The sequence below is a fragment of the Anaerovorax sp. IOR16 genome (assembly GCF_017168145.1).
Lineage (GTDB): Bacteria > Bacillota > Clostridia > Peptostreptococcales > Anaerovoracaceae > IOR16.
On sequence record NZ_JADQTL010000002.1, the window covers coordinates 138,498 to 162,403 of the forward strand.

The following is a 23,906-nucleotide window of genomic DNA, read 5'->3' on the forward strand; positions in this document are numbered from 1 at the left end:
AACTTATGACATTTAAAACTCATTACCGGTATTTTCAACTTCTTTTCCTGCCTTTTTCTGCATAACGTAAGCCTTAATTGCGGTCATAATTACTTGTTCCAGTTCATTCGTATCCACAGAACAATCTTGCAGAATTTTTTCCTTCTTTATTGCTTTGTTCACACTGGCAGTTGCTTTTTTAAAAAGTTTCAAGGAATCAGAAGAAGCCTCTGTTTTTTCTTCCTTTAATAATGTCTCAAAAGGTGTTTGCTCTGTTAACTCACTATTTTCAGACAGCTTTCGTAATACCACAGCCATTTCTATAGACACCTTCTTAATTCGTGCATTACAAATACCATCTAATACAATACCTTGTTCTTCTTGATTTAAAAAAGAAAGTTCATAGGCAGCACCAAATGAAATATCTTCCTCATCAACCATTTCCAACAAATCAGGAATCAATTGATTTAAGCGAATATATCGATACACATTCCGCTTCTTATCTCCATTATTATCTGCAACAATTTTCCCAGCATCTAACTTAGTGCCAACTTGGCACGAAGTTAGATCTGTCCTCTTTCCCTGTCTTTTATAGATTTCTATCTGCATCGCATAAGCCTTCGCCTTTTCACTAGGTAATATTTTTTCTCTCTGCTTTAAATTAGTGTCCGTCATAATAATGGTTGCAGTATCATCATCCACATTCATGATTTTCGCTGGTATGTCTGTTAGCCCTGCCATCTTTGCAGCAGTCATTCTTCGATGCCCAGCTAATATCTCATAATTTTCTTCGCTAGTACATCGAACAAGGATTGGTTCTACTACCCCAACCTGCTTAATGGATTCTACCAATTCCGTCATTTCATCATCTTGTCTTACCTGAAAAGGATGATTCTTAAATTCTTGCAATTGGGAAATAGGCAGCATAGTATAATTGTCTGTATTTGCCGTCTGTGCACCAGGACTCATAATCCCTCTTAAAGCCTGTACTCTTTTTTTCGAATTTTCCTCAAAGCTTTGTTTTGTATCACCAAGGCATTTAGGCCGAATGCTGTTACTGTTATTCATCAGCCAATACCTCCCTTACAAATTCTTTATAGCTTAAAGAGATCTTTGAGCTCGCATCAAATTCCGCAATGGTCTTTCGTTGGCGAAATGCTCTTGCGGCTTTGGTACTTGTCCCTATTTTGGCTTGATATAGTGGAATCCTAAAATATTCACAACTTTCTTTTAGTCCTTTAAGTACTTCTCTTGCTTCCAGCAGCCGTTCATCAAACATCGTAAGTAATACCCCTACAATTTTTAAATTTGGATTAGTTTCCATCTTAATCATTTCAACAGTATCAATCAAAGATTCAAACCCCTTTGTATCCATATCATTCGATTTAACAGGTACGATTAATGCATCACTTGCAGTTAATGCATTAACAACCAAAGAGCCGAGCGTAGGTGGACAATCAATTATAATATAATCGTACAATGTTCGAAGCGGGGCAATGATTTTCTTAAGTAGATATTCTCTTGCTACAATAACTCTTTGCATTGATGCATCTGCAACTGAAAGTGTTAAGTTTGCTGGAATATATTCCACCTTTCCGCGGCTTAATATGTAGTCCTTAATATCCGGTAACGGTTTCCGATCAATCAATTCCATAAATAAATCACCAATAGTAAATTCCAGCTCTGACGGTACTTGTCCCATAGAAGTCGTCAATGAGCCTTGCGGATCCATATCGATGGTTAAAACCTTTTTCCCTTGCTCTGCCATTTCTGCTGCCATATTAAACACTGTAGTTGTTTTTCCTACGCCACCCTTTTGATTAATAATCGCATATACTTTTCCCATTTTTCTTTCCTCTCCACTTCGTGCCCATTGGGCGCAAAGTTCACTCTTACGACTCACTTATTATTTTTTTACAGTATTACTCACATTAGACCGGATGCTTTCACTTGGTAATAATGCTCCATGGTAGCAGGAGCATTATACAAAGCTGCTAAAAGATAATTCTTCATGTTATAAACTTTTGTTGTATTCTGTGATAAACAATTTAAAACGTACTGAATATGAGATGAGTTAATCATCTGTATTCTACGTTTCATATCCTCACTCGAAATTTGATTTCCTGAGAGCATCCATTGTTCTCGGTTCGATTTTTTCACTTCTGCCATCAGCTCCACAATTTCACTCAGTAACGTCTGATCATAGGATTCTTTTAAAATCTCGTATTCAATTTTTTCTTTTATCTCATCTACCATCTCATCCATCGAATTCATTGATGGATCGATTGATTGATTCGTATTTAATAAATCTTTATTTTGTATATTAGTATTTAATTGCACAGGATTTTCCTGTTTAGGTTTCCCCTGATTAGGAAAACCCAAGATTGGATTTTCCAATTTAGGTTCTTCCAATGTTGGATTATCTAAAATAGGTATTTCCAGTTTAGGATTTTCCAATTTATAAGATCCTGAATTAGTGAAGCTCACTTTTCTCGAATTTTCCTCTATCAACTGCGGATGCTCAAAGATGGTATATTCACTTCCTTCTAACTGTCCCTTTTCATTTCGAACTCTTTGGCGTAAAATATACCCATGAGAACTCAATTCCTTAATGGCAGCATTAATGGAGTCAATGCCATCTTTACTAATCGCAGCCAAACCTTTTAATGTATAGTCCCAATCCTCCGGCAAACTCAGCATTAAAGACAGCAACCCTTTTGCCTTTAAGGAAAGTTTCTTATCCTTAAGATGATAATTTGACATGACGGTATAATTTTGATTTTTCATTACTCTAAAAACTGCCATCTTAAATCCTCCAACTTTTATTTGCTGTAATAAAAAAAGATTGCCTTTCTCTTGCAATCCTTGTAATATAATCTTATTAAATTGTTTATTTTTCAATCTTTACTGCTTATTGGGTTTATTCCATGCTTCATTCGCGCTGCATATCGCCATGCCTTTTAATAAATTTTCTACACTTTGCGTTTCTCCAGTTTCCATATACATTTGACTTCCGCCCATGCTTGCCGCTCGTTCACTGATTGTAACTTGATCTTTCATACTGATTTGACCACGATCTACGGCTTCCAAAGCCAGCAGCATTGTCATAATTTTTGTAACACTTGCAGGAGGCAATTGCTCATGACAGTTTTGCTCATAGATAATGGTTCCTGAACCAGCATCCAAAAGAACTGCCGATTTTGCATCTACATTAAGACTTCCTTCTGCAATTTCTGTTTTTGTCCCTACAGCAGATGGCGTAATAGCTGTTTCCTCTACCGCGGATGGCGTAACGATTGGTTCCTCTTTCACGGATGTGGGCATAAAAGGTATTCTCCAAAAATGAGAAAAAGAAACAATAAAAGCAAAAATAATAGCGAAAATTAATACTGCTGACAAAGCCAACGGCATTCCCTTCTTTTTTTTATATAAATACAACGTAAACCCCCCTTACTCGTTTTCTTTCTAAAAGATATTGCGATAAAAGGGATTTTAGACCATAGGAAGACAAATTCTATTTAATAGTAGTAAAGGACAATTCACTATTATAGGATTGTCCTTTATCGTATTATTTTAAGCATATATCAATTATTCCTGATTTACAGGTATTCTCTCAGGCTCTCCAAAAATTTTATATAAATATTCGTATTCTTCCAAGCTATGATCAATCCACTTATCTTTAATCTCTTGTATTTGTTCTTTTGTTAACTCTTCTGAACTCATCACCTCAGAATAAGTTTTCCCATTTTTCTTCCAAGTAATTTCAAGGCATGCAGAGTGATAAATATCATCAGAATCTTCGGTATACCATCTTTTCTCCCCGATAAAAAAATGTCTATCCATTACAACTGATCTATCAATTCTAGCAACTCCATCTAGGATTTTTTCACGATTATAAATGTACATTTTATGATCTATTACACCACGTATATCGACGGTATTTTCTACTTTACCTTTCCCTTTATACCTAAAAAATGGCGTGTAACCAAAATCAGACGGACCTAATAATTCCCAATTTTCACTAGAAGCAATCACATGAAATGACTTTAGTGCAACTATGTCTTTTAACATCGCATTGTGAGTAAACCAACCCCAAGAATACATGATTAGCAGCATAACAATCGTCCATGCAAATAACAATTGTAGAAATACTTTAAACTTATTTTTGAATTTATCTCCCATAGTCCCTACACTTTCAATTAATTTTTTATAATAACTCTAGTTTAATGAATGATGTTAATATAAACTATTGAATATAAAAAATACGATACACTAAATTCTTACAAAAAAACTCTTCCAAAATAATAATTATTTGTTTTCGCTTTGTTATATCTTATACCGGAATCCAATCCAACAAATTCCTTTCAACTACAAATTTATTGCTTCTGTCCTTAATTTAACCATATATGTAATTTCCATAATCGTCAATATATTTTTAATAATTTGTATTATATTAAATAGTATATTAATTACAAAACTATTACCTCCCATTAAATGGGCAGTTTATTCAGGACATTACTTCTTAAGGAACTTGACTCTTCTTATTTATTATACAATTCTCAATTGTAGGAAGTCCAAGAAGATGCTTTCTTCGCCACTAATTCACTTGCCATCTTTACTCCTCCAACTTAAATTGCAAATTCTATTTAATAACAGAAAAGGAAGAGTATCTATTTTTACTCTTCCTGGGTGATTGCTTTTATTGTTATATAAACTTTACTTAATAATCCCGTTCAAACTTATTTTATTATTTGCTTCTTGATCCAACTTCTATAAATTTTCAAATCATCATCTGTATGAAAATAGTGTTCAGCATTTTCTGCTATTTCAAAATTACAGTTAAATGCTGTTACAAAAGATTGTACCACATCATATTCACAAAGATTATCTTTCTTTCCAAATAAAATGGAAGTTGGATTAGCCCATTTGGTAATAGGATTTTGTTTTACATATTGGTAATAGTCCCAATACAAAGTGTGACCAATAGAAGTAGCTATTTCTTGTTCTTTTTCAAGTCTTTCCTGTGTAATATTAAGCCACTTCATCATGTTAGTTATGATTCGCTCCATATCTACAATGGGGGATAAAAATAAACTTTGCTTTAACAGTTCATTTTTGTATGCCAGTAAACTAAAGTAAGCCCCCATACTATTAGCAAATATGCTGATAGTATTTGTTTGCATTTTTGCAAATCTCATCACTTTTTCCAAATCAGCAATACAATTCTGTGCCTTGCATAATGTAGGTTCTTCCTTTCTATCACCATGCTTTGGTAAATCAAAGCTAAGAACCTGATAACCTAATGGAATCGTTTCTTCTGCAAGAATCGCAATAGGAACATCCGATTTTGATGACATATTTCCATGTACCGCAACAAATAGCTTTGAACTCTTTTCTCCCCACAAAATTGCAGGTATATCATCAATTAATATATTTTCTTTTATCATATTTATCTCCTATTTTTTTATAGAGATATTACCCTCCACAAAAATTTTATTATTTCATTATACATAATGTTTCCTCCTTTCTCGGTTAATTTTATCTTTAATAGCATATAGCGAAATTACAATATTTGCAACATACATATTAATGATATTACTTTTTCATTTTATCTTTTTTTATTCGATCAATTTCTAATTTTTTATGTTCATTCATGCACTTTCTATAAAAATTTTTATAATATTTTTGTTCTGGATGTCTTTCTGAATAAAACCATCTTATGATACTTTTTGAATTCTCCTTTTTGCTATGTTGTGTAATATCTTTATCCCTCTCATTCGATATTTCTCTGTATTTATAATATATATAGGATGTTATAGCAAGAACGATAGCTATAATAAATATAAACATAATGTTAAATTCAATAAATTCATTAAAATACATTTAATAAACCTCCTGTTTCTTTCGTTTATGATTTAAAATATATTTTTTAAATATATTTATAGTAAATGTTTCAGAATTTACATAAATATCAGAAATATTATAACATAACAAAAGAACTAAGAGTTACTAATTATAAAAAAAATAAAAAAGGAGCAGATATCGTTATCTGCTCCAGACTTCATTAACAATAATTAGGAAAAATTAATCATCGTGGAAATTACAACCAAAATTACTTGAAGGATTACCATCATAAAGAAAAGCGGTCCCATAAATCGATACCATTTTTCTACCGGGATTCCCATCAAACCACATTCCAATGCAACTGAAGTTGGCCAGAATAAGTTTGAAAAGCCATCACCAAATTGAAATGCTAGTACTGCAATCTGACGATTCATTCCGATTGCATCTGCTAAAGGAACCATAATCGGCATAGATACGGCAGCCTGACCAGAACCGGATGGAATGAAGAAATTTATTAAATTTTGAACTGCAACCATTCCCACTGCTGCAATACTGCTTCCAACATTAGTTAATGTTCCCGCCATATAATATACAACCGTATCAATAATATTTCCTTCTGTCATTACAATTGTAAGCGATCTTGCAATACCAACAACCAACGCACCAAAAATAACTTCTGCCACCGCTTCAACAAAGAATCCGGCAATTTTACTAAGTCCAAAGCCACCGATTATTCCAACGATAATCATCATCGTCAAAAATAATGCAGACAATTCACTTAAGTACCAACCAAGCTGACTTGTTCCATACACTAAGATACCAATCGTTATCATAAATAATAACATAATAATTTTATGTTTTGCTGTAAAAGGCAGAGCTTCCATCTTTTCACGAGTCATACTTCCGCCTGTATTAAACTTTACGTCTCGTACAATGGATAAACTTGGATCTTTTTTTACACGATGTGCATATCTCATTAAATACCAAATAACAAGACTTTGAAATAGTACAAAACAAATGATTCTATACACTACACCTGAACCAATTGGTAATTCTGCGATGCCCTGTGCTATACCAATTGTAAATGGATTTAATGTAGCTGCCGCGAAACCGGTAGCAGTACCTAAAACAACTGCGGCGCCGCCAACTAATCCATCATAGCCTAATGCAATGGCAATACCTATAAAAGCAGGTAGTAATCCATAAACCTCTTCATACATTCCAAATGTCGATCCGCAAATACCAAATAGGATCATAAAAGCTGGGAAAATTAATACTTCTGATCCTCTTAGTTTTCTGACCAGCGCTCCCATTGAGCCATAGAATGCACCGGTTTGTATCAACATATATACAAATCCATAAGCAAAGAAAAAAAAAAGATAATATCCGCTGCATCAACAAGTCCATCACCAAGAGACATCACCATACCAAAAGGACTAACCGGTGTTTGCTCAACAAAGTGAAACGAGTCCTGAACGACAATGGTTCTCCCTGTAATCGGATCCTCCATTCTATCATACGAACCGGCAGGAATAATGTAAGTTAAAATAGTGACAATAACAAGAATAATTCCGATTATCACATACGTATGTGGGACCTTAAATTGTTTTTTCTTCATGGTTTCCATATCTGTCTCCTTTCATAATAAGCAATAATAATGACTTACCCTTATATATTTGCAAATCACATGCCATTTTTAGAATTTTCATATAATAGGTTTTAAAGCCTATTTTTTAAACGTTTTTATTTGAATATTTAAAATTCGCTGTTAATTATAAGTCATTACATACAACTTCCGAGTTAAAATTAACTTATCAAGTCATATTTAACAACATTATGTCAAAAATACATAAAAAAACTCCCAGTTTATTTCACTGAGAGTTTTTACACCTTGTTATTCATTATCTATTCTTTATCTTTTCCAACTCTAATTTTGCCTGCTGAACAAGTTCTGGTTTCTCATATAAATCAAATGAAACCCCTACAAGGACATTTACAACTTGATGCATCTTCTTATGCGCAAGATACGAGTCTGCATATTCTAAAGCTTGACGGTCATGTACACAGAATCGAACATCATCATCCATACCAATTTCCATATATAGTGTCGGGCATACATAACTAACATTTCCGATATCAGTAGAACCCGGTAAGATATATTCCTCTCTATGAACCTTATCAATTCCGTTATTTAACAAATTTTCCTCGGCTATTTTATTCAAGATAGGAACACTTATAAGATCATCCAAAGAAGGTTCAGGTATAACAATTTTATATTGACAACCAGTCATAATTGCAGCACCCTTAACACAATTTTTCACTTTTTCTGTGATAGAGTTTAGTACCGATCTTCTTTTGGCTCTGACAAAAAATTTACAAGCCGCATGTTCCGGCACAACATTGGCTGCACTGCCTCCATCTGTAACTATCCCATGAATTCGAACATCAGAAGGAACATGTTGTCTTAAGGCATTGATACCTGCATATGTAAGTTGAACCGCATCTAATGCATTGATTCCATCATGCGGAAATTGGGCAGCATGTGCAGCTTTTCCGGTAAAATAAAATTCCAATGAATCCAATGCAAGTGCACCAGGATCTATTTCGGTTGATTCCTCTAGATGCGCTTGCAAAATAATATCAATGTCATCAAATCCGCCTTGATTTATCATGCCAACTTTAGCGTTATAGGATTCTTCTGCAGGTGTTCCAATCAGAACAATTTTGCCATTAAATTCATTACACATTCTACCTAAAACAATTGAAGCGCCCGCTGATGTCGCTGCAATCCAATTATGTCCGCATGCATGTCCCGGTTCTCCGTTCTCTCCATAGCCCGGAAGTGCATCGTATTCTGCTAAAAGTGCAATGGTAGGTCCATTGCCATTCCCTTTTTCAGCCCGAAAACCGGTTTTTTCTCCAGCATATGGGTAAGTTACTTCAAAACCTTCCCTTTTCATTATATTAACTAGATATTCTGCACTCTTATATTCTTCTCCGCCCAATTCAGGGTTTTGAAAAATAAAGGTGGAAATCGCTTCAATTTTGTCGGCAAGGTCTGCTTCCATTTTTGCTGCAGCAAGCTTTTTATTATAGTCAATCATAGAGTAACGTCCTCACTTTCTTTTTTTAACTATAATATAGCAATTAACATGCCAACTAATTAGAATGTTTCAGATTTACTTATGAAAAAGTTTAACTTTTTATTGACTCATTGTTTTTCTATGAGATATTTTGATCTCCTCTAATAACTTGGGATTATTAAACACTTCAATTGCCAATCCGCAAATAATCCGAACAACTTGGTGTAATCTTCGATTTGAGTATTTTGAGTTAACATATTTCATTGCTGTGTTATCATGAATACGAAATTCTCCATCGGGAGCCAAATCAAACTCCATATATAATGTAGGGCAAATATGACTTACGTTTCCTATATCCGTTGAAGGAAATGTAGATGCCAAATCATATTCATCAGATGGAACGATATCCTCTATTTTAAAATAAGATTTTGCTAATTCTTGTAAAACTTTATTATTAATAATATTATCTAGTGAATTCTCAAAATATTGGTAACTCATTTCTGAACCTGTCATCAAGGCTGCACCTTCCGCACATTGTATAATCCTTGGCTTTATAGTATCTAAATATTTTCTATCTTTGGCTCTTAAATAAAATTTACAGGCTGCATGCTCCGGAACGATACTCGGTGCTTCACCCCCATCAGAGATAATTCCATGAATATTGACGCCCGCCTTAAAATAATTTTTCAAAGCATTAATACCAGCAAAAGTAAATTGAACTGCATCCAAAGCATTGATGCCTTCTTCTGGATAAACAGCTGCATGTGTCGCTCTTCCTTTAAAAGAAAACTCAATGGCATCCAGCGCAAAACTTTGACAAGATACGCTAGTATATTTTTCTAGATGGGGCTGAATTACAATGTCAACATCATCAAAAACATGTTGGTTGATAAAATCAACTTTTGATCCATAGTTTTCCATTCCAGGTGTCCCGATTAATTGCACTTTTCCTTTAAATTCATTCTTTAAGAGTGACAATAAGATAGCCGCACCCATGGAAGCTGCTGTAATCCAATTATGACCGCATGCATGTCCGGGTCCATTATCGGGACCAAATCCAGGTAATGCATCATATTCAGCAATCAAAGCAATCTTAGGTCCATCTCCATTATCAAACTCTGCCAAAAACCCTGTATCAAAACCGCAATATGGTTTTGTAACGGTAAATCCGTAATCCTTAATCACATCACAAATCACCTTGGCTGCAATGTATTCTTCCATTCCTAATTCCGGATTTTTATACAAAAAATCACTCATATATTCCAACTTAGCAGAAACTTGTTTTTCAACTTCCTCTATTTTCAACAAAATGCTTTTATCTATCATATATACCTCCTAATTTTATCCCTCCTAATCCAATGGCCTCTATGCAATTATACATTTTTTTTGTAAACTTGCAAAATAAACTGAAATTTCCCATGACTATCAGTCAAAAATGACTTATAATATTATTTATACTTAAACTAACTTATATTGGAATGGAGGAAACTATTATGTATCATAATGAATTATTTCCAAATAATTTAAATCATATTTGGGATTATTTAATGGATGGTATTTTACTTTTAAATAACAATGGTGAAATCATTTTTTATAATAAAGCATTATTGAATCTTTATAAGTTACCCAAATCGGAAATGAACACAAAAAAACCTCAAGATTTATTAGAAAATCATGATATGAATCATTCTTTTCTTGAACTTGCTTTAAAAGCAAAAAAACAAATTACTTATGAACAAACATTAAAGAATCAAAAAATGATTATTACAACTCTAACTCCTATTTTAGATTTAAACGATACGGTAACACTTATCATTGCCCATTGCAGAAATTTTGATGATTTAAAGTTTTACGCACCGAATAGTTCCCTTTTCAATCTACCTATTCCACCACAACAAAAAAAGAATAAACCGCAAGTTCTCCCTACTCTCGCTGAATTTAAAAGTCCAGCGATGCAAAATATCTATCGACTTGCGGATAATATGGCTTCTAAAAATATCAATATTCTAATATTGGGCAATTCCGGTACAGGTAAATCACAGCTTGCTCAGCGTATCCATCAAAACAGTCCAAGAAAAGAAGGCCCATTTGTAACCATAAATTGTTCTACCATACCAGAAAATTTAATTGAATCGGAGCTATTTGGATATGTCAAGGGAGCGTTTAGCGGCGCTTTAAACACCGGAAAGAAGGGTCTTGTAGAAGTTGCAAATGAAGGAACCTTATTTTTAGATGAAATCGGCGAGCTTCCTTTTTCATTACAGTCAAAATTACTTCAATTGGTTCAGGACAAGACCTATCTTCCTATAGGCGGAGTACATCCAAAACAAGTTGATACAAGAATTGTAGCTGCAACAAACAAAGACATCCTATCTCTGATTTCACAAGGAACCTTTCGAGAAGATCTTTATTACCGTTTAGCCGTTGTTACAATTTTAATGCCTTCATTGGCTGAACGTATAGAGGATATCCTATTATTAATTCGTCATTTTTCAAATATTTTTAATCTGAAGCATGATACAAATGTTGTTTTTTCCAAGGATACTCTCGAAATATTATGCCATTATTCTTGGCCAGGAAACATTCGAGAATTAGAGCATTTGATTGAGTTTTTAATACTGAATAGTCAAGATAAATACATTACCCCAAATATGCTTCCAAATAATATTTATTCTAATTCTTTAAAAACTCAGAATTCCATAAATACATTTACAGAAGAAGTCTTAGTGAGTCAAAATGATAAAGATAGTAATTCAGAGGCTACTTTTAAAGAAGATACTTCAATAGATTCATTCTCAAACCTCTCCGAGATAGAAAGTTTTGAATCCTTCTTAGAAGCACAGGAAGAACGTTTAATTAACGCATTATATCCATACTATAATACGTCCTATAAATTAGCTTCAAGATTAAAAATCTCACAATCAAAAGCAAGCAGACTAATCCGCAAATATATAAAAAACAAATAAAAAAATATAGAAATTGACCTTTTTATTTAAAAATATCTTTATTTAAGAATTTTAAAATACTGCTTTTTAATTTTATAAACTCACCATTTGAAAAAATGGTAATAGGCCTCGGTTTTTTAAAAGGAACTTCGATTTGTTGAACAATTTTCCCGGGCAATTTACTCATTATATAACAAAAATAGAGTGATAATATTTATTACCACTCTATTTTTTCTTTTTTAATTCTTACATACTCTATGAAGACTAGCTATACATACCGTTTTGTGCCATATAATTGTAAATTTTCTCACCATGTTCTTGTTCTTCTTTCTGAATATGGTTTAGAGCCTGTCTCATATTAGCATCTTTACATTCAAAAATGGTAGTATTATACGTTGAAGAAATAAATTTTTCAGTAGAAAGAGCATCTGTGCAAAGATAAGCATCACTCTGTGAACTATTTGATGCATTCGGCTGCGCTTGTGCCTGTGAAATCGCTTGTGACTGCATTGTGGATAGTGACTGAGTCGCTGCTTGCGGCAATGTTGATTGTGACTGTGACATTCCTTGAAATTGTGGTTTTTGCTGACTGGTATTCATCGTTGGCACAGTACCGCTTAACATTTGATTAATTGTGTTTAAATGTTCCTTTTCTTTTCCTTCCAATTCCTGGAATAGAGCTTTTAATTGCGGATCGGATGCTTGAGATGCATATTTATTATATTTTTCTATGCAAATCTCTTCATTCTTTTTTTCATCTTGCAATAACGTCATTTCTTTTTGTGTTAATGTATTCATAAAATCACCTCAAATTTAATATGCACCATAATAATAAAAAAATGTACTTTCTTTCGAATATTTCTATTTCAAATATGGATAATAATGATGAGGTGCAATTATGTGTAACAAAAAACAGATATTCGAATCAATCAGCCAACATTTAATGAAAGATGAAGCTCCATCAAACTACATCAATCGTGTTTTTAAATTAAAAGAATGCAAAACATATCCATTCTCCATGCTTTTGGACTTGCAATCAACAGAACAGTCACCCATTCATCATCCGGAAGGCAGTGCTTGGAACCATACCATGTTAGTAGTAGATGAAGCAGCCAGAAGAAAAAATCAAAGTCATAATCCTTCTGTTTTTATGTGGGCAGCCCTTCTTCATGACATTGGTAAACCTTCTACAACAAAATCAAGAAAAGGAAAAATAACCTCCTATAATCATGATAAAATTGGAGCAGATCTAGCCAAAGATTTCTTATCTGTATTTACCGAAGATGATAATTTTATTGATAAGGTATCCGCTTTAATTCGATATCATATGCATATTTTATTTGTTACTAGAGATTTGCCTTTTTCTGATTTAAAAGGATTAAAACAACAAACAGATATCCATGAAGTTGCATTACTTGGTTTATGCGATAGACTTGGAAGAACCAATGCAAATTTAGCAGAAGAAGAGAAAAATATTAAATTGTTTTTAAAAAAATCAAATTTTGAAAATTAGCCTGCAAATAAAAAGTCAATAGTAAAAAGTTGATTTTTTTCAAAAGTACAATGAGGAAATATGACCATCACAAAAAGACCACCGGATATGGCTGGTCTGAAATAAGGGTATGTATGTGGTAATTACTGCGGAAGAGATGCTAAGTATTCTTTCACTCGTCCATAGTAGATACGTAAGAACTTATTGGCACCTGCAGTCATGTAGACATAATAAGGTTTACCTTGAGCACGTTTCTTGTCCATAAATAGATACACGGCATCATCCTGTGGCTTATTTTTGATAAGAGCGTCCATGACCTGAAACAAAGTTTTACGCAAGGTAGAAGATCCTCTTTTGGAAGCATGAACACTCTTTTGTTCATAGGTTCCAGATTGATTTACACCTGGATCGACACCAGCAAATGCTGTAATGGCGCCTTTGTGAGTAAAGCGTGTAACATCTCCAATTTCAGCAATTAGCTGAGGACCTAGAGACGAACCAACGCCTTTCATTTCCATGACGATAAAGTACTCTGGCAGTTTAGATGCAGTTTCATGCATTAAAGAACGAAGTTGTTCCACTGTTTGAGAGGCGATATTTAGCTGTTCTACAGCCTGTTTAACAATCAGTTTGGTTAAGTCATCTTTAGGAAGTACGGGAATAAGCTCCTTAGCTGCACCATAGATTTCTTCAGCTTTTGATTTACTGAAGTTGTACTTCTTTCTCTTGCACCATTTCTGATAATGGTCGGTGAAAGCATTTAGAGACATTTTACGAACACAGTCCACATGCCAGTATGTAGTGGCGAAATCAACCCATTTCTGACTACCATCATTACGGGCAGGGCTATCGAAGTAAGTATTAACACCTGGATAGGTTTGATCAAGAATGCCGATAAAGTTGTTTTTCATAGCCGTTTTGTGCTTCATATAGAAACCAAACTGACGGTTCATTGTTTTTAACTGATTGCGTATTTCATCCATAAGACAATACTGTTTCAAATCAGTCCAGCTGTCAAGAGCATAACGAGCTATTTTAACAGCATCTGCCTTATCAGACTTGACTTTACGGAGAGAATTATCTCCGAAATCTTTAATAAGTTTTGGATTTACGGCACTTACGAAAAGATTTGCCTGAGAAAGCTCATGAGCTAATGGTTCGTAATAACGACCAGTATGCTCCATGACAATCCGTGATTCACCTTCAATGGATTTGATTTGTTCAATTAAGAAACTAATTTCACTTGAAGTGTGGTGAATCTCAAAAGGTGAAGAAACAATCTCACCATATGGGCGGAGAATAGCAATCATGCTTTTGCCCTTAGAAACATCAATACCTACTGCGTTCATAAATTTGTCACTCCTATAGATTATTGCAATGGATAAACACCAGTTTTACTCATTGCCTATTCCATCTACTGTGGTGTGACCCGAACGTACTGTAGGAAGCAGTTCAACCTGCATAAAACGAACGCTGCGAATGAGGAGCTGGTTAGCAGTCTAATTTACGGACGCGAAGTCCAAGAAAGGAAGACGCCATACCTATTGCTCCATACATTCTAACAGCTTAAGCAACAAGATGGATAGTGACCTGACTGGCTGTCAAGCACATTAACCATAAATATATTGTAGTAGAAAGGAGTTAGTTATTATGGCAAAAGCAGGTATGAGAAGACCAGATCCAAAAGATCCTCATGGTACAGAAAGTAATCATAAAACACATATTCCAAAAAATGATGTTGAACCGGTACCTGAAATTCAAGGTAAAGCAAAAAGCGGAAAAGTAAAAGCAAATCCAATGTAAAAGATAAGGAGTGGTTAATTCCCACTCCTTTTAATACTAATCAATAAAATTATAATAATTTTTTACTCTAAAATATATTCCATATTAGGGTTGCCATCCTTTCCATTATACGAAAAAATATATTCTTTCTGAATACCATTTGGTAAACCAATGGAAACTTTGTAATTTGGAATTCCTTCCGGACGAATTGCTCGGAATTCCAAACAAAAATCCTTTTTACTATCAGTATTGGAATATATTTTCTTTTCCGCTAGATTTTCAACCTCTTCATCATACTCTAGTGCATAAACATCAATTGTTGTATGCTCATATCGAGGAATGAACAGCATTTTTTCATCCGTTTCATCGAAATATAAGGTTTCTGAAACTTTGTATTCTAATATCTGCTCCGGCGTTGGTAAATTTACAATCAATGCAATTGCTTTTTCCGGTGCATCTTTAAAAAAACTGGATTCTACAGAATTATCACTACATCCTGATAAAAATACCACTGACATTAAAATAATAAATAGAAACTTTTTCATAATAAATGTATCCTCCGATAATATACATAAAGTAATTTATTTATCTGTTTTTTCGTTATTTGGAAGTGTTAAATGGATTCCGTCATAAGCTACAACCGAATTTTTAAATATTTTTTTTACAGAATCTGAATAATCTTGAGGTTTTATTAACGCAGGACTATAATGCGTAAGCCATAGCTCTTTTACACATGCTTTTTCTGCAACTCGTGCACTTTCAGAAAATAGCATATGACCTTTTTCCTCTAATTTATTCTGCATACACATTTTTCCATACATACCTTCACAGATTAACAAATCAGCACCTTTGGCAAACTCTATCATCGCATCAATTGGCCTTGTATCTGTGCAATAGCAGACTTTAATGGGATCGCGTTCTCCATCTAAAACCATTTTGGGAGTAACCACTCGTCCATCGTCTAACTGAACTATATTTCCTGCATGAAGTCGTTTAAAATATTGCTCAGGTATACAAAGCTTGTGTGCTTTTTCCGGGTTAAATCTAGGTTTTCTCCTTAGAGTTATGCTATATCCATAACAATCAATACTATGTTTTAATGAAACATAAGATATTTCCATTTCCCCCATTTTCAGTTTCTCAATTTCATCATTTCTTATTTCAATTGTTTCAATGGGATAAGGTATAACCGGCGCAATCACCGTCAAAGCATCGAATACTTTCTTTAAGCCAACTGGTCCAACAATAATCAGCGGCGTAGTCTTTCCATTATTACCAAGCGTAAGCAATAGCCCTGGTAATCCTGCAATATGATCCGCATGGAAATGAGTAATCAAAAGCATATTTAAACGGCTTATTTTACATCCACACTCTTTTAATGCAATCTGTGTTCCTTCCCCACAATCAATTAAAATTGCCTGTCCTTGATGTTCTATCCAGCAGCAACTGAGCCATCGGTTTTTCTGTGGAATCATACCACCTGTCCCCGGCAGGTATACATCGATCATCCAGTCTCCCCCATCATTCTTTTTAAATGCACTTATTTAAAGGAACGAAAAAATTCCTTTAAATCACTTTTTGTATCCTCTCGTAAGTTGCTTTTTTTGATTCCTTGAATTGCTCCCTCTAAACCATATAATTTATGAATACATGCCGAAGGATCAATTTCCCTGATTTTTAACCAAGCTTCTTTACTCCCAATTGCTCTTAAATCTTCTGTCGTTTTAATTCCTACTTCTTCTAATTGCGCTTCAACAACCTTTCCAATGTTAGGTAATCTTGATAACTCACCCATTTTAAGTCCTCCCTACTTCAGCAATTCATACGATTTATTTCAAATTATTTCTCTAAGGTATCCATCTATAATGTCCAATTATTTCTTGTCTGGTAAGTGCATCCTCTTCAAGATTCGGCTGACCTGCATTATGAATAATATATGGTCGTCCGTTTTTATTCCTTTTATCTGATACAATTGCAATGTGATTATGATAAATGACAATGTCTCCGGGCTGCCATTCCTCCACGCTACTTACATCTAATGTTAATGACGGCACATTTCGATCAAAAAAAATTTTTAAGTTTCGAACACGCCGAAAATCTATATTAGGATCTGGCTGCATAATTGTTGTATAGCTATCAAGATTTTGGGTAATATCATCATCCACCAAATCTTTTAATGAATATCCAGCATTCTGAAATGCTTTCCAAATTACATCTGTGCAGACACCTACTCCATCTGGCGGATAACCTCCTGAATAATATGCGCTTTTATAGGCTGGTTTCGTCTGTACATATGATCGAGCACCAAGTAATATATCGGTAAAATCATCTGTCCCATTTTTATTATAATCCGTCTCACTTTTTATTGTCTGAATTCCAAAATCCTCTGCTGTATAGCTTTGATCAGGGATAACATTCCAAAATTTCAGAGCATAGAGACACATGCCTGCAAAAATAGACAATAAAATAATCATTGCTATTGTTGGACGTTTTATTTTAACTTTACCCCTCTTCCTTTTCATGCCTGTCTTCCCTATATTCTTTATATTTTATCTTACATATTCTTAATTATATTTCGTATTATATTCCTACATTTTCCATATTACAATCGTATTTTTTAGGACATATTACATATTAAAATAATCGATGCAGCTGCCAGTAATCTTCTTTACTGTCTACAATGACATTAACTGTCTGCATCTTCGTTATGTCTCCATTGTAAGTAGCTGTAAAAATAAAAGATAACTCCTTTGGTTTACTTCTTCCCCATTTATTGAGCATAGATTCATCCCAAAGCACCCCACTGTAGATTGTTTCATTTTTGGCATTTTTCTTTCCAGTGCTTTTCATGGTCGTAGCGTAAGATGGATATCCTTCAATCTTGCAAGTTACCTTTGTTGGACTGCCGGCAACATCTGCATGCAGCATAAATTTTTCACCAGACCAAAAGACATTGGTTCCTCGTTTCCTCGGTTCCTTTAATTTTAAATAATCGGAATAAGGAATCACTCGATTTACTTCTTCCTTAAATCGGTGTATATTATACTTCTTTCGGTTTTCATCCCACTTTTCTGTATGATACACCCTGCCAGTTATTCTTCCTTCCGATATAACCGTAAAACGGTACGTGTCCATTCCAGCTCCGGTTTGATCTCTTACTGTGCATATAACTTCATATCTTCCGGATTGCGCTTCATTTTGTACGATGCCCGTTGTAGTAAGTGGATAAATACCATTCATTGCTGTTAATCCTGTTTTTCGATAGGTATAAATGAGCTTTTTATCTTTATACACTTCGATTGTCAGCCGCAACTCATCTTTTTCCATATCGTCTACACCGACTTGAACTTGAAAGGCTTGTCCTTCTTTGACTTTTAGCGGTACGGTCTTAATAGACGTAATCCACGGTGCGGATGCTCCTCCCTCAATGTAGAATGTCAGGCTTTCTATGTTTGATGCTTTATCATACAATGGACGCCCGTTTGAATTCACCTCCTTATAGTCTGGTGCAAGACGATAAGTGTTATCTTCTTGCCAATGCTCTACGATGTATTTACCATCTACATAAAACCTTTGAATCGGTTGATTCAACACCTTATTTAAGTCTTGAGATGCTACATTTCCCTCATCATCTAAAATGGTGGCTGCGTCCGGATGCGCACCGTCATTGAATGGAGTATGGGTATAACGCCAGTATTGTTTCTTCGACGGATCTTCTTCGTAATCATAATAAGAAATCCCATAAGCGACCAATTCGCCTTTTTTGTAAACAAGCTTATCTTCCTCTTCTTTTTCATCTTTTAACTTATCTATTTTTACAGTCATATTTTCTTTGTTCCAGTTTTCTATTCCCCCGATTTCTCTAGTAATATAAACCTTTTTCCCCTTATTTAAGCTGTAAATTTTAAAGTTCCTTATTTGATACTGTCCTTTGTTCTGAGATGAAAAAGAGATCTTTACTTTTCTGTCAAAAATATCATTTTCTACGAACAGTCCGGTATCACCCTCTTTTGTTGGAGCAAAAAAATACCGATTTTCTTCTGTTAACGTATTTGTTTTGTCCACTACCATTAATTCAACGTTTGGAATACTAGCAGTAGAACGTCTACTATCTTGACATCTAAATCTCTGTTTTCCCGTTAAATTAGGTAGACTAATACGATAATTTGAAGAGATATTATCCATCTCATCGCGTGAATCTTTAGGGTCAGAATCGTATGTCCAAGTATAATCATCCCAGCGATAAGAGCAATTATTGCCATCCCACCCCCTAGATTTTGTATCTAATCCCGAATAAATTGCTGTTTTCCCATCCGGAATATCTAAGTATTTATAATAACTATCTAAAGAAGTATATTTTGCAACACCAAATGCACCACTTGAATATTCCGCCTGCTGTCTTGTAAATGCAACGGTGCTACCAGGAGTTTCAAAAATACCAGACATTTGATTCCAATCTGAGAATATTTTATTGCTAATATTTTCTTCGGTTTCCTTCTTCTCTTTATCACTTTTTTCAACTAAAAATACTTTCAAATTATCAATATGTGTCCATACACTTAAATGTCTTCTTCCGTATGTCCACGCACGAAAGCTAATGGTATTGATTCCTTCTGTTAACAGATAGTGATGCGTATAATGACCTTCTCGATTCCCTGGAACAAATTCTTGCCATTCCTTTGATTCTATCACCTTTACAATTTCTTCTCCTCGTTCATCAACCGTCTTTTCACCTTTTCCAATCCAAGCTCCATTTGAGTTCCATTGTTGATTGCCATCCGTGTTCATATCGTAGTCAAAGGATAAAATTGCTTGTTTTCCTTGTGGAATTTCAAACCACATCATACTACTATCACTATAAAAGCGATTTTTACTACTGCTTACATGATCCGTTCTGTTTGCCCCTTGATAAATCCCGTTTTTTACTCTATTTGGTTTCAGATTGAAGAATGGATTCAAATTGCTGTCGTTAAAATCTTCCTCATAGCTTTTGACTACCTTATACTTTTCATCCAATATTTCCGAACCATTGATTCTGCTTGTTTTCATTGGTTCTGCAATAAATTTCATATCCCCATTTTCATCCGTTGCTTTGATTTCATACTCGTAATAATATTGGGTTTCCGGATTTAATGAAAACTCTTTCTCTATTTTACCGCCACCATCTTTTACATCAATTACAGCAATATCGCTCTCTACTTCACGTTCTCCCATTACCGTATCCACTACATTTTGCACTGCATCTTTTACATCAGAAAAAATACCTAAATTCAAAAACTTAGTTTTATAGTCTTTCATACTATTTAATAGATCATTTATATTCGTACTATAATCCACTAACTGGCTGTATACCCCTAAAATCTTAATATCCACATCGTTAATGCTATGTTTTCTCAAATATCGCTCTACGATTTGTTCTCTGCTTTGATTCCAAGTCCAAACCTTTAATATGCTTTCTCCGCTATATTCACTCGATGCACCAATTTGAGAAATACGAAATACATCACTTCTTTTTCCGTATTCTTCATTGCTTGACATTCCAGCTGCTACTTCTCCAAGCGATGCTTCATCTGCATTTCCTGTTTTTAAATCAAAAGAAAAGGCGGTTGCTGTCTGTGGATATCCGCACCAACTACCACTGTATCCCTGATTCAGAATCCAATCATGCATTGCACCTGTTACTACATAGACTTTTTCTCCAAACTGTTCCGCTAAAATTACATGATTTACTTCTGTAGGTGGACCATTTTTATTTCTCACTCGAAATGATGCGCTATAATCTGTTTTTAGACCATATAAATTTGCATACGCATAATCATATTTTGAACTATCCGATTCATGTGTCCATACTGCATAATTGCAATTTCCTCCAGCATCATGAACTGCTGTTACATTAATTCCATCATTGATACTTGAATTTGTATGAATCTTTTTTAATTCTTTATTGTCGCTTGAATAGAATCGGATTACCATAGGTTCATAATCACTACGATCTCCTTTATCTGCAAATCCTCTTACCAATAAATTTCCTTTAACATCAATATCTATCGTTTCATATTTTGTGCTTCCATCATCTTTTTCGGTACCTGTGATATGCTCCAAATATACTTTTGATGAGTTTAGATCAAAGATGCCTCGCTGCAAAGTCAATCCATCTACACTAAGAAAATGAACCTTCCCTCCAAGCATTCGACACATTCCATTTATCGTAGATGAAAATACTTTCTGAATATTCCCATCTGACATACTTACTTTGTAGATTCCATTTTCCTTAAAAGTATACAAATTTTCTTTCTGTGCGACGTTATATTTTCCAAAAGCAAAGTCTAAAACAGCAATGGATGCGCCTGTTTCTTTATCTAAAATAAGCGTTTTATCATGATTGATGAAATATAAATACTTGCCGTTCTCGTCCTGAGCTAATTGAGCTGTTTTTCCGTTATCCTTTGTTGGTATGGTATCTTCTGTTAATGTATACACCCAGCAGATACTTCCTGTAAAACCGTCATATGCCGTTATTTTATAAGGCATTTGTGGATAAAATTCTTTTGAGCTTCCTCCCCAAGTTGCATCCACTCGATAAACTTTCGAATCATCACAAATAAAGTTATCCTCTTCAAAAAAACCACTCCATGATCCTTGATATCCGTATGGTGTACTGACTGTCCATAAATGATTATAATGTTCACTTTGTGTATCAGACGGTTGAGGAGATAGTTTTTCTACCGTAATGTTTGCATCAATTGCATTTCCTAAAAAGTAGCTCTGCATTGTGTTGATGCCGTTTTTTAACTTGTAATACTCTTCGGTATTTCCTGCAAGCAATAAGATGTCTGCTGTTCTTGGTGTCAGTGGTTTTAAACTAACTACAGGGGCAATGTTATCCACCTTTGTGATTGCTGTGGTTTCTGCTGTCAAATAGTCTGTATCGGTGATGTACTCCGGTAACGTTTCTTCTGTCCATACGTCCTTTACATGAAGGTGCAGCCTTACCTTTCCAACTCCTATTTTATTTACGGAAATAATCTTCTTTGTGCCAAAGGAATTATCGGTAAATCCCGCTTTCTTTTCTGCCTTTACTTCCGTTTCGCCTATGAAACTTTCATCCACATCGCTGTCTTCTGTGATGTACCAGCTCCGTTCCAACTGATCGCCGTCGCTGCTGCTTACATCTTCCATTTCAATTTTTGCTGTATTCGTTCCTTTCTCACGAAAGAACGCATCCTGAACGGAAATCTTAGCATCCGGCGGTAAATCCGGCTGTACAGTAAATTCCTTTTCTATTTCGTCCCATAACCCTCGATTGTCCTGGGCATAAACCTTGTATAGGAATTTTGTTTCCTTCGTATTTTTCGTTAAAAATAGAAGTTGACAGTTTGTCCAGTATTGATCGGACTCTAATTTCTCAATTGGACGTGTTTTAATACCATCGGTATTATCTAATGCGTTTTCTTTTCCATCTATGTTATGATTCAAATGAACGGTTTCACCTGTCTCTAAATTTGTGACTTCTGCCCACACTCTCTTTAAAGGACTTTGTGGATTTGTCGCCACTTGAATATTAAGTACCTGTTTTCGATTTTGTTTTTGTGTTCCCCCTAACCTTGCAAGAACGGTTGGTGTTTTTAATACCTCAATCGGTTTTACATCGTAAAGGCTTCCACTGTTTTTCGGACTAATTTTTAATTGCACGTTATAATATCCCTTATTTGGAAAAGTTGCCGTTGCATAAATCGGTGTACTATTTTTTCTGATGTTTCCGGCTCCACTTTCTACGATAGAAAAACGATTGCTCGCTTTTCCTTCTTCATAGGCTCTTAAAGCCGAATAGTCTTCTCCATCTACAACGTAAGTAGATTCATCTTCTGCTGTAACCGGATGCCCTTCATAAGTTTTTTCTGGGAGAGATAAAATGGCAGTAGCATCTACTACAGAACCGTAGATAATATTAATTGTCTTTTGAATTTCTTTCACTTGTCCATACATGTCATGTACAGTAAGTCGATAAAAAATCACACCCTCTTCATTATATGACTCTGTTATTTGTCCCCCTGTGTTTTCTCCTGCTTTCCCTGTTCCATCCCATATAATTATGTTTTTCCAGTTTCCATCACCATACTGTTTCTCTAATACTGCATAATCTATCTTATCATCGCTATCAACAATAGATGCATCAGACACCGTATAACTTTCTCCAATTTTTGCAGATGGAGGAACATTAAGACCTGGTTCGAAGTCTCCTACCGTTGTTTCTATCATATAAGAATAGGTGATCTCTATAATCACCGGAATATAATAACGGTAACCTTCTACAGCATCTAATTGTCCCGAATTCGTAATATCTTTGCCATTAGCTCCACTTCTGGCTATTAAATTAGTATTAACAGTATAAGTAACTATTTTTTTATTTAAATTATATAATGGATTTCCTAAAAGACTCCCACTTTTAACAGTATAAGCATTGTATTTTAACTGATTAAAGCTTTTATTAAATTTACCAGAACAGCTTATAAAAGTTCCTCCCTTTGGAATTATATCTGCAGGTATTGTAAATGTAGCGGAAACCGAAGAGCCTTGCTTGATGCCTTTCTGCCAAGTACCATCCGCATGTTTCCAAATATCGTAATAAGCCAAGTCATTGATTGTTTCTGTCTTTGTAATTGTTTCTGTTTTTGTAATAGCAAAACTTTTATTTGGAGCAATAAAAAACCCTGCAATCAACAGGGTTAAAATTAAAAGAATAAAAATTCCTCTTTGTATTAATTTATTTTGAGCTAGCAT

21 protein-coding genes are annotated in these 23,906 nt (G+C 34.5%); 3 read left to right on the top strand and 18 right to left on the bottom strand.

The annotated features are described in order from the left end of the window. Positions 1 to 12 precede the first annotated feature (12 nt). From I2490_RS00955 to I2490_RS01000, 11 genes are all read right to left on the bottom strand, one after another. Positions 13 to 1,047: a ParB/RepB/Spo0J family partition protein gene (locus I2490_RS00955; protein WP_206457913.1), complete on the bottom strand. Its 1,035-nt coding sequence runs from the start codon at positions 1,045 to 1,047 to the stop codon at positions 13 to 15. Then, complete coding sequence (locus I2490_RS00960) at positions 1,040 to 1,825, bottom strand: ParA family protein (protein ID WP_206457914.1); 786 nt, start codon at positions 1,823 to 1,825, stop codon at positions 1,040 to 1,042. Before I2490_RS00960 ends, I2490_RS00955 begins: the two co-directional genes overlap by 8 nt. Positions 1,826 to 1,905: 80 nt before the next feature. Beyond that, positions 1,906 to 2,784 (bottom strand): DUF6017 domain-containing protein, encoded by an 879-nt coding sequence (locus I2490_RS00965; RefSeq protein WP_206457915.1) that lies wholly within the window; start codon positions 2,782 to 2,784, stop codon positions 1,906 to 1,908. A 99-nt stretch (positions 2,785 to 2,883) separates the two neighbouring features. Next, the gene (locus I2490_RS00970; RefSeq protein ID WP_206457916.1) at positions 2,884 to 3,303 is read right to left on the bottom strand and encodes a D-alanyl-D-alanine carboxypeptidase family protein; all 420 of its coding nucleotides are present in this window, start codon (positions 3,301 to 3,303) and stop codon (positions 2,884 to 2,886) included. 264 nt (positions 3,304 to 3,567) lie between these two features. Continuing rightward, positions 3,568 to 4,161: a hypothetical protein gene (locus I2490_RS00975; RefSeq protein ID WP_206457917.1), complete on the bottom strand. Its 594-nt coding sequence runs from the start codon at positions 4,159 to 4,161 to the stop codon at positions 3,568 to 3,570. Positions 4,162 to 4,718: 557 nt separating this feature from the next. After that, positions 4,719 to 5,426 carry an alpha/beta hydrolase gene (locus tag I2490_RS00980; RefSeq protein WP_206457918.1) on the bottom strand — a complete coding sequence of 236 codons (708 nt, stop codon included), beginning with the start codon at positions 5,424 to 5,426 and terminating at the stop codon, positions 4,719 to 4,721. Positions 5,427 to 5,574: 148 nt separating this feature from the next. Continuing rightward, a complete protein-coding gene (locus tag I2490_RS00985; protein ID WP_206457919.1) occupies positions 5,575 to 5,862 on the bottom strand; it encodes a hypothetical protein in 288 nt (95 codons plus the stop codon). Positions 5,863 to 6,053: 191 nt separating this feature from the next. After that, entirely contained in the window at positions 6,054 to 7,169 is a 1,116-nt protein-coding gene (locus I2490_RS00990) for a YfcC family protein (RefSeq protein WP_245157038.1), read from the bottom strand. Beyond that, positions 7,163 to 7,450, bottom strand: coding sequence for a hypothetical protein (locus I2490_RS16505; protein ID WP_245157039.1), 288 nt, complete (start codon positions 7,448 to 7,450; stop codon positions 7,163 to 7,165). The genes I2490_RS00990 and I2490_RS16505 overlap by 7 nt, the downstream gene beginning before the upstream one ends. A 274-nt stretch (positions 7,451 to 7,724) precedes the next feature. Beyond that, positions 7,725 to 8,927 carry a M20 family metallopeptidase gene (locus I2490_RS00995; protein WP_206457920.1) on the bottom strand — a complete coding sequence of 401 codons (1,203 nt, stop codon included), beginning with the start codon at positions 8,925 to 8,927 and terminating at the stop codon, positions 7,725 to 7,727. A gap of 99 nt (positions 8,928 to 9,026) precedes the next feature. Continuing rightward, the gene (locus I2490_RS01000; RefSeq protein WP_206457921.1) at positions 9,027 to 10,232 is read right to left on the bottom strand and encodes an amidohydrolase; all 1,206 of its coding nucleotides are present in this window, start codon (positions 10,230 to 10,232) and stop codon (positions 9,027 to 9,029) included. A gap of 167 nt (positions 10,233 to 10,399) precedes the next feature. Between I2490_RS01000 and I2490_RS01005 the strand changes: the two genes are divergently transcribed. Next, entirely contained in the window at positions 10,400 to 11,872 is a 1,473-nt protein-coding gene (locus I2490_RS01005) for a sigma-54 interaction domain-containing protein (RefSeq protein WP_206457922.1), read from the top strand. 243 nt (positions 11,873 to 12,115) lie between these two features. On the opposite strand, the gene I2490_RS01010 is transcribed toward I2490_RS01005, so the two are convergent. Continuing rightward, complete coding sequence (locus tag I2490_RS01010) at positions 12,116 to 12,649, bottom strand: spore coat protein (protein WP_206457923.1); 534 nt, start codon at positions 12,647 to 12,649, stop codon at positions 12,116 to 12,118. Positions 12,650 to 12,749: 100 nt separating this feature from the next. Here I2490_RS01010 and I2490_RS01015 point away from each other — a divergent pair, with 100 nt between their 5' ends. Beyond that, positions 12,750 to 13,364: an HD domain-containing protein gene (locus tag I2490_RS01015; protein ID WP_206457924.1), complete on the top strand. Its 615-nt coding sequence runs from the start codon at positions 12,750 to 12,752 to the stop codon at positions 13,362 to 13,364. A 122-nt stretch (positions 13,365 to 13,486) separates the two neighbouring features. Here I2490_RS01015 and I2490_RS01020 read toward each other — a convergent pair whose 3' ends face one another. Further along, the gene (locus tag I2490_RS01020) at positions 13,487 to 14,692 is read right to left on the bottom strand and encodes an IS110 family transposase (RefSeq protein ID WP_206457925.1); all 1,206 of its coding nucleotides are present in this window, start codon (positions 14,690 to 14,692) and stop codon (positions 13,487 to 13,489) included. Positions 14,693 to 14,993: 301 nt separating this feature from the next. Between I2490_RS01020 and I2490_RS01025 the strand changes: the two genes are divergently transcribed. Next, on the top strand, positions 14,994 to 15,146 hold the full coding sequence (locus tag I2490_RS01025) for a hypothetical protein (protein WP_206457926.1): 153 nt from the start codon (positions 14,994 to 14,996) through the stop codon (positions 15,144 to 15,146). A 62-nt stretch (positions 15,147 to 15,208) separates the two neighbouring features. Here I2490_RS01025 and I2490_RS01030 read toward each other — a convergent pair whose 3' ends face one another. From I2490_RS01030 to I2490_RS01050, 5 genes are all read right to left on the bottom strand, one after another. Continuing rightward, entirely contained in the window at positions 15,209 to 15,670 is a 462-nt protein-coding gene (locus I2490_RS01030; protein ID WP_206457927.1) for a hypothetical protein, read from the bottom strand. A 36-nt stretch (positions 15,671 to 15,706) separates the two neighbouring features. Then, positions 15,707 to 16,633, bottom strand: coding sequence for a ribonuclease Z (locus I2490_RS01035; protein ID WP_206457928.1), 927 nt, complete (start codon positions 16,631 to 16,633; stop codon positions 15,707 to 15,709). 32 nt (positions 16,634 to 16,665) lie between these two features. Beyond that, positions 16,666 to 16,920 carry a TfoX/Sxy family protein gene (locus I2490_RS01040; RefSeq protein ID WP_206457929.1) on the bottom strand — a complete coding sequence of 85 codons (255 nt, stop codon included), beginning with the start codon at positions 16,918 to 16,920 and terminating at the stop codon, positions 16,666 to 16,668. A gap of 52 nt (positions 16,921 to 16,972) precedes the next feature. Next, positions 16,973 to 17,647: a DUF1287 domain-containing protein gene (locus tag I2490_RS01045; protein WP_245157040.1), complete on the bottom strand. Its 675-nt coding sequence runs from the start codon at positions 17,645 to 17,647 to the stop codon at positions 16,973 to 16,975. A gap of 112 nt (positions 17,648 to 17,759) precedes the next feature. Next, a complete protein-coding gene (locus tag I2490_RS01050) occupies positions 17,760 to 23,906 on the bottom strand; it encodes a hypothetical protein (RefSeq protein ID WP_206457930.1) in 6,147 nt (2,048 codons plus the stop codon).

Bases quoted from the DNA above. Each gene is read 5' to 3' on its own strand.
- I2490_RS01045 (WP_245157040.1), bottom strand. From the start codon at position 17,647: ATGAAAAGGAAGAGGGGTAAAGTTAAAATAAAACGTCCAACAATAGCA.
- I2490_RS00980 (WP_206457918.1), bottom strand. From the start codon at position 5,426: ATGATAAAAGAAAATATATTAATTGATGATATACCTGCAATTTTGTGG.
- I2490_RS00975 (WP_206457917.1), bottom strand. From the start codon at position 4,161: ATGGGAGATAAATTCAAAAATAAGTTTAAAGTATTTCTACAATTGTTA.
- I2490_RS01040 (WP_206457929.1), bottom strand. From the start codon at position 16,920: ATGGGTGAGTTATCAAGATTACCTAACATTGGAAAGGTTGTTGAAGCG.
- I2490_RS00970 (WP_206457916.1), bottom strand. From the start codon at position 3,303: ATGCCCACATCCGTGAAAGAGGAACCAATCGTTACGCCATCCGCGGTA.
- I2490_RS01030 (WP_206457927.1), bottom strand. From the start codon at position 15,670: ATGAAAAAGTTTCTATTTATTATTTTAATGTCAGTGGTATTTTTATCA.
- I2490_RS01050 (WP_206457930.1), bottom strand. From the start codon at position 23,906: ATGCTAGCTCAAAATAAATTAATACAAAGAGGAATTTTTATTCTTTTA.
- I2490_RS01015 (WP_206457924.1), top strand. From the start codon at position 12,750: ATGTGTAACAAAAAACAGATATTCGAATCAATCAGCCAACATTTAATG.
- I2490_RS00995 (WP_206457920.1), bottom strand. From the start codon at position 8,927: ATGATTGACTATAATAAAAAGCTTGCTGCAGCAAAAATGGAAGCAGAC.
- I2490_RS01020 (WP_206457925.1), bottom strand. From the start codon at position 14,692: ATGAACGCAGTAGGTATTGATGTTTCTAAGGGCAAAAGCATGATTGCT.
- I2490_RS00960 (WP_206457914.1), bottom strand. From the start codon at position 1,825: ATGGGAAAAGTATATGCGATTATTAATCAAAAGGGTGGCGTAGGAAAA.
- I2490_RS01000 (WP_206457921.1), bottom strand. From the start codon at position 10,232: ATGATAGATAAAAGCATTTTGTTGAAAATAGAGGAAGTTGAAAAACAA.
- I2490_RS01010 (WP_206457923.1), bottom strand. From the start codon at position 12,649: ATGAATACATTAACACAAAAAGAAATGACGTTATTGCAAGATGAAAAA.
- I2490_RS00990 (WP_245157038.1), bottom strand. From the start codon at position 7,169: ATGTTGATACAAACCGGTGCATTCTATGGCTCAATGGGAGCGCTGGTC.
- I2490_RS01005 (WP_206457922.1), top strand. From the start codon at position 10,400: ATGTATCATAATGAATTATTTCCAAATAATTTAAATCATATTTGGGAT.
- I2490_RS00955 (WP_206457913.1), bottom strand. From the start codon at position 1,047: ATGAATAACAGTAACAGCATTCGGCCTAAATGCCTTGGTGATACAAAA.
- I2490_RS01035 (WP_206457928.1), bottom strand. From the start codon at position 16,633: ATGATCGATGTATACCTGCCGGGGACAGGTGGTATGATTCCACAGAAA.
- I2490_RS01025 (WP_206457926.1), top strand. From the start codon at position 14,994: ATGGCAAAAGCAGGTATGAGAAGACCAGATCCAAAAGATCCTCATGGT.
- I2490_RS00985 (WP_206457919.1), bottom strand. From the start codon at position 5,862: ATGTATTTTAATGAATTTATTGAATTTAACATTATGTTTATATTTATT.
- I2490_RS16505 (WP_245157039.1), bottom strand. From the start codon at position 7,450: ATGGAAACCATGAAGAAAAAACAATTTAAGGTCCCACATACGTATGTG.
- I2490_RS00965 (WP_206457915.1), bottom strand. From the start codon at position 2,784: ATGGCAGTTTTTAGAGTAATGAAAAATCAAAATTATACCGTCATGTCA.